Here is a 15649-nt window from a genome sequence, read left to right as displayed (position 1 = left end):
TTAAGTTAATTCTTCTAAATTTGACGCCCATCAACGCTTTTACGAATAAGCATTGATTGAACAGTGATATACTGACAGTGTTTGGGGACTTTCAAACGCAGCGCCCATTGTGAACGCTCACGTGACGAGTTGCAAGGAAAAGACTAAGATTAAGCAGGGATTTTGGGCAAAATGACGAGGAACACCATGGCACAGAAACACGCATACAAGTTTGCATCTTTTAATTTGCTAAACTTTGCTGCGCCCCCCTATTCTTTTTATCAGCTAGATGAATCCTATAATGACACTCAATGGCTGACCAAAACCCAGTTTATCACCGGTCTAATCCAACATATGGACCCCAGTGTGATCGTGTTTCAGGAAGTCTTTAGCCCTGAAACGCTGGCCACCTTATGCGAAGATTTAGGATTGCCATATTTTGCTACCGTCGATACCCCCAAACCAGACCTGGTTTATCCCAATGTGCTATTCAACCCCATCGTCGCCATTGCCAGTAAGTTTCCATTTAAAAGTTTTACCCCGCTGGAGCCCTGCCCAGAACTACTGGAATACCTCAACAACCAGCACCAGTTTAAGTTTAACCGCACCCCCATCAAATGTAGCTTTGAACTACCCGGTTTTGGCCTGACAACTGTGTATGCTGTACATTTCAAGTCGCAGCGGGTCCATTCTATGGCGCATATGCTGGGTAATACCTCCGTAGAAGATCCCCTGCTCACTTTATTACATCAGACTGTAGGCACTATGCAGTCTCAAATATCCCGCTCATTGGAGGCTTCTATTGTCTACTACGATGCCCTCAAGACACAACGCGAAAAAGGTGCCGCAACACTGGTTATGGGTGATTTTAACGACCATATTGCCAGCCCGGCGCTGTCTTTTATGACCCAGCAGTTTCCAACCAGTGCCATTCATCAGGATGTTAACAGCGTTGGATTGTTCGATAGCTTTTGCCTGGCAGACAATCAACTCAGCTTTGGTCAGAAGCCGCCGACACACTACTATCAGGGTACCGGCAACACGCTCGACTACATTCTGGCCTCTAAAGAATTCAACCCAAACCTTGTGCACAGTAAGGTCAGGCGTTTGACCTACCACAACTATGCGTCGCATTTAGACTCAAAACGAGACGAAGAAGATATACGTTATTCAGATCATGCCGCCATAGCCATCGAAATGATACTGCAATGAGTTCTCGCTCATCGCGAGCTGTGTTATGATCTTTTCCTGTAACGATTTATTTGACCAGTTAATGGGATACCAACAATGAGAACACTCGGTGTAGAGATTACCGGCAGCGAGGCCCTGCTGTGCCTGCTGAGCAAAGAAGAAGACGTTTTTGATATTCGCGATATTCGCCAGACGCGTTTTACGCTTGGCAATATTGGCCAGGACACAGATGCCATGCGCAAATTTCACTTCGATTTTGCCAAACTGGTAGAAGATTACAAAATTGACTCTATCGCCATCCGTCAACGTGCCCACAAAGGTAAGTTTGCGGGCAGTGCAGCTGGCTTTAAAATGGAAACGGCGATTCAGCTTATTGCAGGCACTGACGTGAAGTTACTGTCTTCCACTGAAGTTAAAGAGCAGCTGAAGCGTAATCCGGTGCCAGTCGATTTCGCCGACACAGGCCTGAAAAAATATCAGGAGCAAGCGTTCCACAACGCTTATGTGTATATCATGCGTAAAACCTATGGTCATGAAGAAGCCGAACAGGCGGAATAACCCTATCGCCCGGTACACATGCCGGGCATGTAAACCCTATCACAGCTAGCCAATATCAACCGCCATTGATACATAACCAACTCAAGAAATTAAATCCACCGCTCATGGTGTAAAAAACCTTTCATTTAACCACTCGCCGTTAGACTTTGGTTACGGTTTTTGCCTTGCCCACAAGGAAATAGATGCCTCAGCAACTGCAAGACGCATGAGTGCTGTTCTCGCCAGGATTTGCTCACCTCAAAGGTGGCGACTTAGTCATGCGAATTGCTATAACACTTTCTCTTATTTCACATTTTTCAAATTGTTACTTGGTTTTCAGCCGAGTTCTGAGTTATAACGTACGCTTGGAGTGTGCGCTTTTTCTGACCTACACCAAATTTGCTTTGATCCTTCAAACTAAACAGGGTTTAAGTGAAATTGGTATTACCGGCACTCCCCTAATCAACGGGCAGGGTCAATTCGGCACTGTTATCATGCAGGAGGCAATATGCTTAAGTTTTTCGAACGGTTTACCGACCCATTTCCAGCGCAACCAGCGACACAGCCACCTCAAAGCTTGCTGGCATTCTGTCGGTTTTATACCAAAGGGATGGAGTGGCCACTACTGTTAATGTCGCTTACCGCAGCCATCCTGGCCACATTCGAGGTGATGTTGTTCGGCTTTATGGGCACCCTGGTAGACTGGATGCAAGCATACTCACCCGCCGAGCTGTTCGAAGTCAAACATCAGGAACTCACCATGATGGCCCTGATCACTTTGGTCGGCCTGCCCTGTCTGGTGTTTTTCCATAGTGCGATACTACATCAGAGTTTGTTAGGTAATTACCCTATGGCCATTCGATGGCTGGCACATCGCTATTTACTCAAGCAAAGTATCTCTTTCTATCAGGATGAATTCGCTGGGCGAATTGCAACCAAAGTCATGCAAACGGCATTGGCAATTCGTGAGGCGGTGATGAAGCTGCTGGATGTGCTAGTTTATGTCATTGTGTACTTTGGCGCTATGCTCGCGCTGGTGAGCGACAGCGACAAGAGACTGATGATCCCATTATTAATTTGGCTGGCCTTATACATAGGTATGCAGTTTTATTTTGTACCCCGGCTTAAACAGGTCGCCAGTAAGCAAGCCGATGCCCGTTCTCAGATGACTGGTCGCGTGGTCGACAGTTACACCAATATCACTACCGTCAAGCTGTTCTCCTACAACAAGCGTGAAGAAGCCTATGCCCGGGAAAGTATGGATCTGTTTATCCAACCCGTGTATGCCCAGATGCGACTGGCCACACAATTAAATGTCAGTATTCAGACACTGAATTTTTTGTTGGTGTTCAGTGTCGCTGCCGGTTCACTCTACTTGTGGTCGCTGAGTGCTATCAGCAGCGGTGCCATTGCCATCACTATCGCCCTGGCTTTGCGCCTCAACGGCATGTCGCAGTGGATAATGTGGGAAGTTTCCAGCCTGTTTGAAAACATAGGTACCGTAATTGATGGTAAAACCACCTTAGCCAGACCGTTAGATGTGCAGGATCTGCCCAATGCTCCGGCGCTAAAAATTACTCAGGGCGAAATTAAATTTACTGATCTGCATTTTGCTTACAAGCGGCAAAAACAATCAGCTCAAGACGCAGTCATTCAGGGGTTGAATCTGACTATCTCCCCGGGCGAAAAAATCGGCATAGTTGGTCGTTCAGGCGCGGGTAAATCGACTCTGGTTAACCTTTTACTGCGTTTTTATGATGTTCAGCAAGGCACCATAGAAATAGACGGTCAAAACATTGCTCACGTTGATCAGGAAAGTTTACGAGCACACATCGCCATGGTAACCCAGGACACTGCTCTGCTGCACCGAAGTGTACGGGATAATGTGTTGTATGGTCGACCTGACGCCACCGAAGCTGAGCTACTCGAAGCAATTCACAAAGCTGAAGCAAGTCAGTTTATCGAGTCTCTTGAAGATAACCAGGGCAATACCGGGCTGGATGCGCAGGTAGGAGAGCGTGGCGTTAAGCTTTCAGGTGGACAACGCCAGCGTATTGCCATTGCAAGAGTCTTACTGAAAAACGCCCCTATTCTGATCTTGGACGAGGCAACAGCGGCACTGGACTCAGAAGTAGAAGCAGCTATTCAGGACAGTTTAGATAGTCTGATGACCGGTAAAACGGTGATTGCGATAGCGCATCGACTCTCAACCATTGCTCAAATGGATCGTTTGATCATCATGGATAAAGGCCAGATTGTTGAGCAAGGCACACATGACGCCCTGCTGGCACAAAATGGCATCTATGCAAAATTGTGGGCACATCAAACTGGTGGTTTTATTGGGGTTGAGTAAACACTGCCTGGTGGATCAGGTCGATTCTTGAGTGACATATTTTATGCCACCACAAAACAGCTGACAGGCTTGATCCACAAAAGCGTCCAGATCGGCTTCAGCAAGCGGGGCCTGCCAGCGAATAGCTTGATCCCAGAATGTCAGCCGTTTCAGCGCCCCCCAGAAAAAAGCAGCGGCAAATGGCGCAGAAAAGGTGCCCAGACACCCAGCTCGGGACGCTTCTTCAAACCACAAGCTCATTGCCGCTTCACATTGGCTGAACTTATGGTTAAGCCTGTCAGCCTGAGCCTGGCAGCGCATAGATTCAATCATTACGATACGCGACAGTTTGATGTAGTCTTCGTCAGCCAGCAGGGACACCGCGCTGTCGGCCAAGTGACGCAGCTGAATTTCAAAATCGTAGTTTGGGATAAACTGAATGGTTGTAATAGGCTGTATTCTTTCAATTAGCGAAATAACCACTGCATCAAACAAGGCTTCTTTGGTCGCGTAATGTTTATACAAAGTGCGTTTGGATACGCCTGCGGCACTGCAGATAGCTTCCATCGTTGTGGCTTGCAGTCCCCGCTGAGCAAACTCTTCTACCGCAGCGCTTAATATTGCTTGTTGTTTTTCAGTAAGCTCGGTCATCGACTCGGACATCTGTGTAAAATTAACAGCAGTTTAACTTAAAAAGGCGCAATACGGAAGTAAACACCCCCGTATACTGCCGCTTTAAAAAAGTACACGATCCCGTTTACCCATTGAATAATTAAGTATACACTTGCGTATACTTGCACCGTTATCGAACTATCTTTGCACTTTCTAATCCGCTTAAAAGCCTTACGGAATAAGCTCTAGAGGGTGCTTTATGTGTAAGCGGCATGCTCTGTTTTGGTGTAGACAGCGCGTCGTACGATAATCTATTCACTGGCTTTTGGACAAACTCTCTCAGTAAAAATCGGCACACGTTAGCGCAAAAGCGGTGCTACACTTATTTGATTGGTTTGTGAACACGTCAGCGAATAAATGCAAAAAGTAAACCCAATAAATGAGAGATGAATTCGTCTCTGCTTAGGAATAAAAAATTTAATCAGGATTTGGAGTATACATGTATCCAGCCCAAAACAGCAGTCGTGTAGTACACCTGGCAACAGCGGTATTTTCTGCACTCGTTATTTCCGCCTGCTCCGAGGCACCTCAAAGTCAGGGCGGCCATACCATGCCACCCGCGCAGGTAAGCATCAACAGGGTCACGACTCAGAGCGTGCCGTTTAATATCGAACTACCGGCCACGCTGGCCGGCGATAAAGAAGTAGAGATCAGGGCGCGAGTGTCAGGACTCATTGAATCCCGAAACTTTGAAGAGGGTCAGTATGTTAAAGCCGGCCGTTCCCTATTCACCATAGAACTTCGCCCTTTGCAGTTGGAACTCGAAAAAGCCGAAGCAGAACTCAACGCTGCTAAAGCTAATGTGGCACAGGCCAAGCGCGAGAAAGACCGTCTGGAACGCTTGAAAGACGAGCGCTCAGTGTCGAAGCGGGATTTCGATAATGCCATGTCTGCGCACGAAGTTGCCATTGCCAACCTGGACTCGGCTAAGGTGGCACTGAGTGAAGCACAGCTGGATTTAGAATATGCCCAGGTTAAGGCCCCGGTGTCAGGTATTATGGGTCGGGAGTTTGTTTCACAGGGGAGCTATGTCTCTGGCCCCACCGTACTACTGAGTGAACTGACTGACACCGGCATGATGCGCGCTCGCTTTGGCTTTTCCGAGCGTGAGCAGCTGGCCATGCGTCAGGACGTCGAAAATGGCACGCTCAGCTTGCCCAAGAACAACGAATTCAATGCCACCATAGTGCTACAGGACGGCTCTGTCTATGCACACTCTGGCAAAGTCGACTTCTCTGACGTGCGAGTCAATCGCTTTACCGGCACCAGTGAGCTACAGGCCCGGATCAACAACCCCGACGGAGAGCTGCGTCCAGGTCAGTTTGTCCGCGTTCGCCTGTCAGGTGCAGTACGCAATGATGCCATTGTGTTGCCTCAGCGTGCAGTGTTGGATAATGGCACGGGCAAATTTGTCTATGTCGCAACCGAAAATGAGCAAGGCATGACTGTGGCGCTGCCAGCCCCCGTTGAAGTGGGTGAATGGGTAAACCTGGATGGAAAAAACATGTGGGTGATACGACAAGGCCTGACACCCGGCCAGCCCGTAATTGTGGAAGGTATGGCACGAATATTCTTCCCGGGTATGCCTGTCTCTGTGAGCGGCGAAGGAGAATAATTGTATGTTCTCTAAATATTTTATCGATCGTCCGATATTTGCCTTTGTGATCTCTATTGTTATTGTACTGGCCGGTCTGGCAGCAATGCGTACCCTGCCTATTGCGCAATACCCAGAAATAGCTCCCCCTCAGGTTCAGGTGACTGCCTTTTATCCTGGTGCTTCAGCTGATGTGCTTGAGCAGACGGTTGCAGCACCTATAGAAAATGCCATCACCGGAGTTGAAGGCATGATGTATATGGAGTCAACCAGTACCAGCTCAGGCACAACCACCATCACAGTGACCTTTGAGATAGGCACCGATATTGACCAGGCCGCGGTAGACGTCAACAATCGGGTCAAACAGGTTGAAGCGCGTTTACCAGAAGAAACCCGCCGCCAGGGCGTGGTCGTTGCAAAGGGGTCATCCAGCTTCCTGCAAGTTCATGCGTTTTACTCGCCTGATGGTACCCGTTCTAGCTTGTGGACATCGAACTATGTCACTATGAATATTCTTGACCGGATCAAGCGCATTCCCGGTACCACCAGTGTACAGATTTTCGGTGCCAAAGATTACGCTATGCGAGTCTGGATCCGCCCGGATCTGATGAGCCAGCTCGGCGTGACCGTAGAAGAAATTACCGCAGCTATCCGCGAACAAAACTCACAATATGCGGCGGGGACAATCGGTGCCACACCAACCAGTAGCCAGCCGCAGGAGCTGGTGTATAGTGTAACCGCCAAGGGTCGCTTGTCTACGCCTGAAGAATTTGAGGCCATTATCATTCGTGCCAATCCGGATGGTTCAACCCTGCGCCTTAAAGACGTAGCACGTGTAGAGTTGGGTTCAAAAGACTACAACTTTGCCGGTACTTTTAACGGTAAAGAAGCGGTATTACTGGGTGTTTTCCTGCAACCGGGTGCCAATGCACTGGATGTCGCGAAAGAAGTAGAGTCTGTGATTGCTGAGCTACGTCAGCAGTTTCCGGTCGGGCTGGACCACGGTATCCCTTACGACACAACCCGTTTTGTTGAGGTTTCTATTCGTGAAGTACTGATCACCCTGGTTGAAGCCATGGTGCTGGTGTTTTTAGTGGTTTACCTGTTCCTGCAAAACTGGCGCGCTACTTTAATTCCGACTCTGGCAGTCCCGGTTTCTCTGCTCGGTACTTTTGCCGGCCTGTATATGCTTGGTTACTCTATCAATACCCTGACACTCTTTGGCATGGTGTTGTCTATTGGCATTGTGGTCGATGATGCCATCGTGGTTCTGGAAAACGTTGAACGGATCATGCACGAGCAGCACCTGAGTGCCCGAGAAGCCGCCATCAAAGCGATGCAGGAAGTCAGCGGCCCGGTGGTCGCAATTGTACTGGTATTGTGTTCAGTATTCGTACCCATCGCGTTCCTGGGTGGATTAACCGGTGAGTTATTCCGACAATTCGCCATTACCATTTCGATTTCGGTGAGCCTGTCGGGGGTTGTTGCACTGACCATGACACCGGCGCTGTGTGTAATGATCCTTAAACATGAGCACAAACAAACTGCAGGGTTCTTTTTGTGGTTTAATAATTGGTTCCAGCGTGTTACCGGCCGATATGTCGGCTCCGTGAGCTTTATGATCCGCCGAGGCCTGCTTGGCCTGACGCTCATGGCCGCCATGGTTGGGGCTACTGTTTTCATCTGGCAAAAAACGCCGGGGTCTTTGGTTCCGGATGAAGATCAGGGCTTTTACATTGCCGCCGTGTTCCTGCCAGATGGTTCGTCTCTGGAACGCACAGCTGCGGTGGTTGAAGAAGTGGTTGCAGCTGCGCAATCTAACCCAGCCAATGAAAACGTGGTGGCGTTTACCGGCTTTGATTTCATCGGTGGCGGCTACAAAAACAGTGCAGCCACTTTGTTCATTACGCAGAAACACTGGGATGAGCGTGAAATCGATACTAAATCCCTGGTTGGTGAATTATTTATGAAAACTGCCGGGATCAATGAAGCGCTGGTTCTGGCCTTCAACCCCCCTGCCATCTTTGGTCTGGGCACCACCGGTGGCTTTGAGGTATACCTGCAAAACAAGGCTGGTACCGATCCTGAGCGACTCAAACAAGGCATGCAGATGCTGATGGGCGAGGCGCAGAAGAGTCCAATTCTGGCTGGTATCCAGACACTGTGGCGACCGGATGCACCGCAGCTGAAAGTTCATATGGACAGAGAGCAGGCGCGTGCCATGGGCGTAAATATCAACTCGGCATTCAATGCGCTGGCGGCTAACCTGGGTAATTACTATGTTAATGACTTTAATAAATTTGGTCGTGCCTGGCAGGTACTGTTGTCGGCAGAAGCTGAGTTCCGTATGTCACCCGAAGACGTGGGCCGCATTTATGTGAAAAACAATCGCGGCGAAATGGTGCCTATCTCTGCTTTCACAGATATAGAATACAGCCGGGGTCCGGAAACCCTGCAACGTTACAACAATCTGTCAGCCGTTAAGTTGATGGGTAATGCTGCACCCGGTTACAGTTCTGGCCAGGCCATTGCTGAGTTTGAGCGTATTGCTAAACAAGTTTTGCCACCGGATATGACCTTTGAATGGACCGCATCCGCCTATCAGGAAAAGCGCAGCTCAGGCACAACGGGCCTGGCACTGGGACTGGCCGTTGTAATGGTATTTTTGATCCTGGCAGCACTTTATGAGCGCTGGTCACTGCCTATTTCGGTATTACTGGCGTTGCCCTTTGGTACCTTTGGTGCACTTATCTCAATCTGGGTTGCAGGCTTAACCAATGACGTTTACTTCCAGATTGGTCTGGTTACTTTACTGGGCCTGGCCAGTAAAAATGCCATTCTGATCGTTGAGTACGCCCTAATGAAGACACAACAAGGCTGGAGTCCGGCTGCGGCTGCGTTGGAGGCGGCCAGACTGAGATTCCGCCCTATCATCATGACCTCACTGGCCTTTATTCTGGGCGTAGTTCCCCTGGTATTGAGCTCAGGCGCAGGGGCTGGTGCGCGCCATAGTGTAGGAACCGGGGTGATGGGAGGCATGCTCGCAGCTACGTTCCTGGCCGTGTTCTTCCTGCCCTTATTCTTCTACTGGTTAACGGCAAGGCGCGTGGCTGAGAAACGCTCCAAGCACGAACTTTGCGAAGAAATTGCACAGCAACACAAAGCTGAGCATGTAGATACCAAAGAAGATTTGGCTTAGTCTGTCAGACTGGATAAAAAGCGCCGTGGATTTTAATGTCTTCGGCGCTTTTTTATTAATGCACATGATAAGGTTCGCCTTGCTGTAGCATTGCTGAGATTGAATACGTCTTATTATTCCCCACTGACATTGCTATAAATTTTTGACAGCATAAACAACTAAATGCATAGAAATCGAGCGCAAATTCAACTAGCCTAAGAATACGAGTTGCGCTTTTAAGCATTTTTCATGGTTGTCAATCATGCGTTTGGGTAAACGGTTTTTTTTCGTCCATCTGGTTGTGGCCATGGTGGCTGTCATGCCTGCGCTGTGTTTTGGTAACATTCCCATACTGGCCAATCAATACTCTGTCAAAAAACTGACCGCAGAGGATGGTTTTGTCTCCTCCGAAATTTACTCTATCATCCAGGACAGGCAAGGCTTACTCTGGTTTGGCACTGCCGAAAATGGCGTAATGCGCTATGATGGCCGCAAGGTCACCCTATTTGAATTCGATGGCCAAAGTAGCAGTGGCTTATCACACAATGATGCCGGTAACCTGATGTTAGACCGAAATGGTGACATTTGGATCGGTACCTGGGGAGGGGGTGCAAACCGCTATGACCCCAGAACAGGACAATTCGAGAACTTTCTTCACGACCCCAAGCGTGCCAGCTCAATTTCAGCAAACAGGATCCAATCTTTATATCATGATCTGGATGGCTCAATTTGGTTAGGCTCTTATGATAGCGGCCTCAACCGGTACTTGGGAAAAGGTAACTTTGAGCACATCACAAAGACCGATGAATCAGCCACAAGTTTGTCCCACAACCGAATATGGGATATCGAGAACGATGGCATGGAACGTTTATGGATAGCAACCAGCTATGGCCTGAATCGTTACGATAAGTCGACCAGGAGCATCCGCTACTTTTTTCCTGACCCAACAAATACTACCCCAACCGGCTCGAATGAAATCAGGCACATTTTAAAAACCTCACACAACAAACTGTATGTCGGAACCCAGCAAGGTCCCTTTGAATTTAACCCAGCCAGCGGAGAATTCAGCAAAGTAGGCCCTAAAAACGATGTACATCTAGGCCAAGTTAACTCCATGATTGAAGACAAGGACGGTTACATCTGGTTTGTTACCAGTAAAGGGGTATTCAGAAAACACCCATCCAAAGAGGAGCTGGTCCAACTGGATCTTGAACATAGCAGTGGCATGCGGATTATTTTTGAGGACAGCGCCAGAACGCTGTGGATCACCAATGAAGTGCATGGCATTTTTAAACTGGTTCCGCATCGCAAGTTTAAATCCATCAACAACGCGATGCTCAGGGCACCCAATGGTATTACCGCCGATAAAAACGGGGATCTGCTTATAGTTAACTCAACCTCTCACCTGCTGAGGTGGGATGTTGCATCACAAACCTTGCATACTCTTTCACCACCTCTATTTCACGTATCAAATGGTTTTAGTGAAAACCGGCTGTTAGAGCGCCCCGTGCTTTATCTCGACAATGCCAATTTATGGGTCGCTCAGGATGAAGGGTTGGCAAAATTTAACCTCGATACGCGCGATGTTACACTCATTCGCTACCCAAAGGAGGATCCAAACCACCGGCAATTCAGAGAGATAAGAGCACTGGCTGTTGATAAACAAGGCAACCTTTGGGTAGGAACCTACAAAAACGGAGTTTATATTTACAACCCCGGTTTAAACACCTTCAGACATCTCGACGCCTCGTATGGGTTATCTCATCCTGAAGTTTTGACGATATATAAAGACAATGCACATAACATGTGGGTTGGAACCGGCAATGGGGTGAACTTGTGGTTGGAGAAAGAGCAAATTTTCCAGCCCTTTGTCAATAATCCATACCGAGAAGGCAGCCTGCTCGGCAGTATAGTACAGGATATCTATCAGGCACAGGATGGGCAGCTCTGGATTGCCACGCAACAGGGGCTTAATCTATACCAGGCTAAAACCAACAACTTTGTTCACTTTAGCACACGAAATGGTCTGCCTAGCGACCTGATCCGCGCCATCTCAGATGATCAGCGTGGTAATTTGTGGTTAACCACAAATCAAGGAGTTACCAAATTTTCGCCATCAAGCGGTAAGGTCAGCAACTTTGATAGCCACAATGGTTTACTCGGACTAAATTACTACCCTGATAGCCTGGTCAAAGCAAAGCGAGACTTGCTATTCACCAGTAGCCAGCGCGGCATCGAATATTTTAGTACACGTCCTTTGCAGTCAACTCTGAAAGACCCGACACTCATTTTGACCGGCTTTAATAAGATGGGGCAGCCTGTCAACCTGGACAAACCCTACTCCTACGTCACCGATATTGACCTTTCTTATCAGGATTATATCTTCTCTTTGGAATTTTCCGTGCTTGATTTTGTATCTCCCAATAAAAACCAGTATGCCTATAAACTTGAAGGCTACGACGACAACTGGATAGAGATAGGCAACCGCAACACAGCCACCTTTACCAATTTAGATGGCGGGTCTTATACATTTCAGGTGAGGGCAACCAATAGTCGCGGTGAATGGGGCGAGCAGCTGTTATCGGTTAACCTACATGTTGCCCCGCCTCCATGGAAAACCTGGTGGGCCTATGTTTTATATACTCTGGCTTGTGCCATGGTTATTTTTACCGTGATTTACCTACGTACCCGGATGCAAAAAACGGAATTAGACCGACAAAAGCAGTTTGTATTGCAGCTTGAGGAGCAAGTCTCTGATAAAACAGCTTCGTTGCAATCACAGGCGATGGAGCTTGAAGCCGCACTTAAAAAAGCAGAACAAGCAACCCGACTAAAATCTGAATTTTTGGCCAATATGAGTCACGAAATCAGAACGCCGATGAATGGCGTACTGGGTATGCTGGAGCTTCTCAAACACAGCGAGTTAACGCCGGAGCAGGAACATTCCGTGGGTATTGCCAGTAACAGCGCCCACTCCTTACTTAGCCTGATCAACGATATTCTGGACTTTTCAAAGATTGAGGCTGATAAGCTGGAGCTGGAATTCATCGATTTCGACATCAGGCAGCTATTTGAACAGCTTGCCGAGTCTATGGCGCTTGCGGCACAAACTAAGGGAGTGGGTTTGGTGCTGGACTTAACGGGTATTGAAACGGCCCAGATCACTTCCGACCCAGGCAGGATCCGGCAAATCGCTGCAAATATACTGAGCAATGCGATTAAATTTACCGAGCAAGGTGAGATCACCCTAAGCGCATCAATTACCTCCCCTGCCGATGACCAGCAGGCTATACTAACCTGTTGCATTCAGGATACCGGAATAGGTATTCCTGAGGAGATGCTCTCCAGCCTGTTTGATTCCTTTACTCAGGTTGATGCCTCAACGACCAGAAAATACGGTGGTACGGGTCTTGGACTAAGTATTACCAAACGACTCTGCCAGCTGCTGGGGGGAGATGTTTATGTTTCTAGTAAAGCGGGCATTGGCAGTTGCTTTGAGTTTACCTGCACGGTCAGCCCCTGTGCGCCACTTACACAAGGCATAGCAGCATTTGAGCCCTCCAATTTACATGCTTTGTTGGTCGACCCTGACACGTCGAGTAACACCGTCATCAAAAAACAGCTTGCGCTTTGGCAGGTAGGCGTAAGTGAAGCTCTGAATGCTGAGCAAGCGCTACACACACTGACCAGTAAACCGGTAGATATTGTCTTTTTTAACAGATCACTGCCCACATTGAGCAGTGAGACCTTGGCTCAGAAGATCAGAAATAACCCCAAGTTCAATCACGTTAAATTGATCATGATGACGTTGCTGGATGAGCAGTTTGACGCGATAGAGTCCAGCTCAGTTCCCCTGGATGGTTACTTCACTAAACCGGCCACACAACAGGATTTACTAAAAGCCCTGTCTACGGTTAGAGCAAGCACCAATCACAATACAGAGGAACAAAATACGGACAATCTATGTGATGATGACAGCCATGACACTTATACATGGGCGAAGCACACCCGAGTATTGCTGGTTGAGGACAACAAGGTGAATCAGCTGGTTGCAGGGAAGATCTTAGAGCACCTGGGTGTCACAACCGACATCGCAGAAAACGGTGTAGAGGCGCTGGAAAAACTGCGTGATGCTGACGAGACACAGCCATATACTCTTGTTTTGATGGATTGCCAGATGCCAATGATGGATGGTTATGAAGCCACCCGGCGTATTCGCACTTCACAGGCAGGCAACCTTCAGGCCGATATTCCGATTATCGCAATGACCGCTAATGCTATGCAAGGCGACAAGCAAAAGTGCCTGGATGCAGGGATGGATGACTACATCACTAAACCCATAGAACCCACCAAAGTGACGGAAAAACTCGCTTACTGGGCAACCAAAGTAACGATAACGTGAATAAAAAATGGCTGATATTATCTTCATAGTCTCATTATCAACGTTACGTCGTACTAAGCCGATTGAGCTGAGCGTGTTGCACAGCGCGTACAAATTGCCAATCAATACGTTGTGTGAAGCGCAGGTGTAGGCTCGACTTGAGTATCTTATTAGGCTACCCCGCTATTCTGTTAATTTGAGTAACTTTTGCACCGTATTATGATTCCTGGCTGTTGCTGGGACACCTAGAACTTTTTCAATATTCGCTACGAGCTTCGATCGACCGATGCCATCTGGAGCATATAGATAGAATATATTGTCCTTAAGTTTATACCTCTCAGACGATGCACAAAGAGATAGTAAGGAATCGTTATTTAGAATAGGCGTAGAAGCCATGAAGAAATAATGAAGCAACTTACCTTCTGTTGCCTGAAAAGGACAAGCCTCAACTGCGGTTTTGAATTTCGATACTGTTTGTGCAATTACAGGAACATCAAAACCCTTTGTATTCGCTAGCGCCTCGGCAATTGATTTCTCCAGTAATGAAGCTGATAAATTGCTGTGCAGCACGAGATTTCCGCTTTGAATGTACGTACGCACATTTTCGCAACCAATGCCCTCAAGGATATTCACCAGCTCCTTCATGGGAAGAATATTTTTACCTGAGACATTAATCCCTCTAAGCAATACTATATATTTTTTCATAACTGAACCTTATTACGTCCAACGTCGAATCAAGGCGCTAACAACGCAAAACATTCAACTCAACCATTACACCTTAAACATCAAAACCAAACTTCAATTAAGCTCGCCGAGCATTGCGAGTCACTCATAAATGCCTTGTTTGAGCTATGGCGCCACTGCATCCATTTCAGTTTCAACCAACCATGTAGGGTCAATAAAGCCTTTTACTTCAACGAAAGTGCAAGCTGGACGAATATCTGAAAACAACTCACCGTGTGCTCTTGCTGCCTCTTCCCATAAAGATATGTCCGTGAGCATTATTCTGGTTCGAATAACATCAGCGGAAGTAGCACCAGCCTCTTCAATTGCCTTAATCGATAGCTCCAAACAGTACTTAGTTTGGCTATAAACGTCATTTGGAAACACAGTTTCTGCATTTTTAATTGGCGCAGTGCCTGCCACTGCAATCAGATTCCCTATTCTACAAGCCCTAGAAAACCCAATTGGTTTCTCCAAATGAGAATCGGAGCTAACTAATTGTTTCATAAAATAAACCTTCCTTGATAGGTCATTAATGGTATTGAGTATGGATGCTGGTTTAACCCCGTTCCCAATGCCTTTTCAGCCAATAACTAAAAAAGCGTATTGATAACAAGAACAATAACCTACCACCTAGAGACCAAGCCTTCAAGCCAGCTGCAGTCTGTAGAAAATGTGCCTTGGTATTAACCAGGCATTCAGTCTCGTTATGCAGAAGCACAAATTTTATAAATTTCATAAACTTAAAAATAGTTTCGGCATGAGCGAGACACAAAAAACTAGGAGACTGGGAGATAGGGAAATTGGTAGACATATATGGACGCTCCAGCGATGTCAAGCCGAGAAGGTCTGCGAGATAGCGAATTTTCGTTATCTCGTTCGTTATTTTACCCGCTTTGCCATGCCTGATGTTTAGTCCAGTCCGCTATAAATGAGTTGCTCTGACATATATCCGGGCTTAACTGATTGTTCAGCGCCCCAAATGAGTTCCGAGCCTGCACACCCTAAAATTAATACACCCACTCGGTCTGTAACGACCGTGCCGTCGTCGGGTTTTACACA

10 protein-coding genes are annotated in these 15649 nt (G+C 47.6%); 7 read left to right on the top strand and 3 right to left on the bottom strand.

All coding sequences use genetic code 11. The features are described 5' to 3' along the window. The first annotated feature begins 186 nt into the window (after positions 1-186). The 3 genes from MHN33_RS07340 (at position 187) to MHN33_RS07330 (ending at position 4060) form a co-directional block, all read left to right on the top strand. The gene (locus tag MHN33_RS07340) at positions 187-1191 is read left to right on the top strand and encodes an endonuclease/exonuclease/phosphatase family protein (RefSeq protein WP_239397354.1); all 1005 of its coding nucleotides are present in this window, start codon (positions 187-189) and stop codon (positions 1189-1191) included. Between the two features lie 75 nt (positions 1192-1266). Continuing rightward, positions 1267-1728 carry a DUF3010 family protein gene (locus MHN33_RS07335; RefSeq protein ID WP_239397353.1) on the top strand — a complete coding sequence of 154 codons (462 nt, stop codon included), beginning with the start codon at positions 1267-1269 and terminating at the stop codon, positions 1726-1728. Between the two features lie 487 nt (positions 1729-2215). Further along, a complete protein-coding gene (locus MHN33_RS07330) occupies positions 2216-4060 on the top strand; it encodes an ABC transporter ATP-binding protein (RefSeq protein ID WP_239397352.1) in 1845 nt (614 codons plus the stop codon). A gap of 15 nt (positions 4061-4075) precedes the next feature. On the opposite strand, the gene MHN33_RS07325 is transcribed toward MHN33_RS07330, so the two are convergent. Continuing rightward, positions 4076-4690: a TetR/AcrR family transcriptional regulator gene (locus tag MHN33_RS07325; RefSeq protein ID WP_239397351.1), complete on the bottom strand. Its 615-nt coding sequence runs from the start codon at positions 4688-4690 to the stop codon at positions 4076-4078. A gap of 460 nt (positions 4691-5150) precedes the next feature. Here MHN33_RS07325 and MHN33_RS07320 point away from each other — a divergent pair, with 460 nt between their 5' ends. The 4 genes from MHN33_RS07320 (at position 5151) to MHN33_RS23855 (ending at position 14015) form a co-directional block, all read left to right on the top strand. Further along, positions 5151-6326: an efflux RND transporter periplasmic adaptor subunit gene (locus MHN33_RS07320; RefSeq protein WP_239397350.1), complete on the top strand. Its 1176-nt coding sequence runs from the start codon at positions 5151-5153 to the stop codon at positions 6324-6326. Between the two features lie 4 nt (positions 6327-6330). Beyond that, positions 6331-9504 carry a multidrug efflux RND transporter permease subunit gene (locus tag MHN33_RS07315; protein ID WP_239397349.1) on the top strand — a complete coding sequence of 1058 codons (3174 nt, stop codon included), beginning with the start codon at positions 6331-6333 and terminating at the stop codon, positions 9502-9504. Between the two features lie 241 nt (positions 9505-9745). Next, positions 9746-13885, top strand: a complete 4140-nt coding sequence (locus tag MHN33_RS07310) for a hybrid sensor histidine kinase/response regulator (RefSeq protein ID WP_239397348.1) — start codon at positions 9746-9748, stop codon at positions 13883-13885. Between the two features lie 7 nt (positions 13886-13892). Beyond that, on the top strand, positions 13893-14015 hold the full coding sequence (locus MHN33_RS23855) for a hypothetical protein (RefSeq protein WP_275442663.1): 123 nt from the start codon (positions 13893-13895) through the stop codon (positions 14013-14015). A 32-nt stretch (positions 14016-14047) separates the two neighbouring features. On the opposite strand, the gene MHN33_RS07305 is transcribed toward MHN33_RS23855, so the two are convergent. Both MHN33_RS07305 and MHN33_RS07300 read right to left on the bottom strand, forming a co-directional pair. Next, positions 14048-14569, bottom strand: coding sequence for a DUF1697 domain-containing protein (locus MHN33_RS07305; protein ID WP_239397347.1), 522 nt, complete (start codon positions 14567-14569; stop codon positions 14048-14050). A gap of 144 nt (positions 14570-14713) precedes the next feature. Then, entirely contained in the window at positions 14714-15094 is a 381-nt protein-coding gene (locus MHN33_RS07300) for a RidA family protein (RefSeq protein WP_239397346.1), read from the bottom strand. Between the last annotated feature and the right edge of the window lie 555 nt (positions 15095-15649).

It is taken from the genome of Pseudoalteromonas sp. OOF1S-7, from assembly GCF_022347765.1.
GTDB lineage: Bacteria > Pseudomonadota > Gammaproteobacteria > Enterobacterales > Alteromonadaceae > Pseudoalteromonas.
Note: the sequence above shows the minus strand (reverse complement) of the source record. Positions and strands in the feature narration are given on the sequence as shown.

Bases quoted from the DNA above. Each gene is read 5' to 3' on its own strand.
- MHN33_RS23855 (WP_275442663.1), top strand. From the start codon at position 13,893: ATGGCTGATATTATCTTCATAGTCTCATTATCAACGTTACGTCGTACT.
- MHN33_RS07310 (WP_239397348.1), top strand. From the start codon at position 9,746: ATGCGTTTGGGTAAACGGTTTTTTTTCGTCCATCTGGTTGTGGCCATG.
- MHN33_RS07315 (WP_239397349.1), top strand. From the start codon at position 6,331: ATGTTCTCTAAATATTTTATCGATCGTCCGATATTTGCCTTTGTGATC.
- MHN33_RS07300 (WP_239397346.1), bottom strand. From the start codon at position 15,094: ATGAAACAATTAGTTAGCTCCGATTCTCATTTGGAGAAACCAATTGGG.
- MHN33_RS07305 (WP_239397347.1), bottom strand. From the start codon at position 14,569: ATGAAAAAATATATAGTATTGCTTAGAGGGATTAATGTCTCAGGTAAA.
- MHN33_RS07320 (WP_239397350.1), top strand. From the start codon at position 5,151: ATGTATCCAGCCCAAAACAGCAGTCGTGTAGTACACCTGGCAACAGCG.
- MHN33_RS07340 (WP_239397354.1), top strand. From the start codon at position 187: ATGGCACAGAAACACGCATACAAGTTTGCATCTTTTAATTTGCTAAAC.
- MHN33_RS07335 (WP_239397353.1), top strand. From the start codon at position 1,267: ATGAGAACACTCGGTGTAGAGATTACCGGCAGCGAGGCCCTGCTGTGC.
- MHN33_RS07330 (WP_239397352.1), top strand. From the start codon at position 2,216: ATGCTTAAGTTTTTCGAACGGTTTACCGACCCATTTCCAGCGCAACCA.
- MHN33_RS07325 (WP_239397351.1), bottom strand. From the start codon at position 4,690: ATGACCGAGCTTACTGAAAAACAACAAGCAATATTAAGCGCTGCGGTA.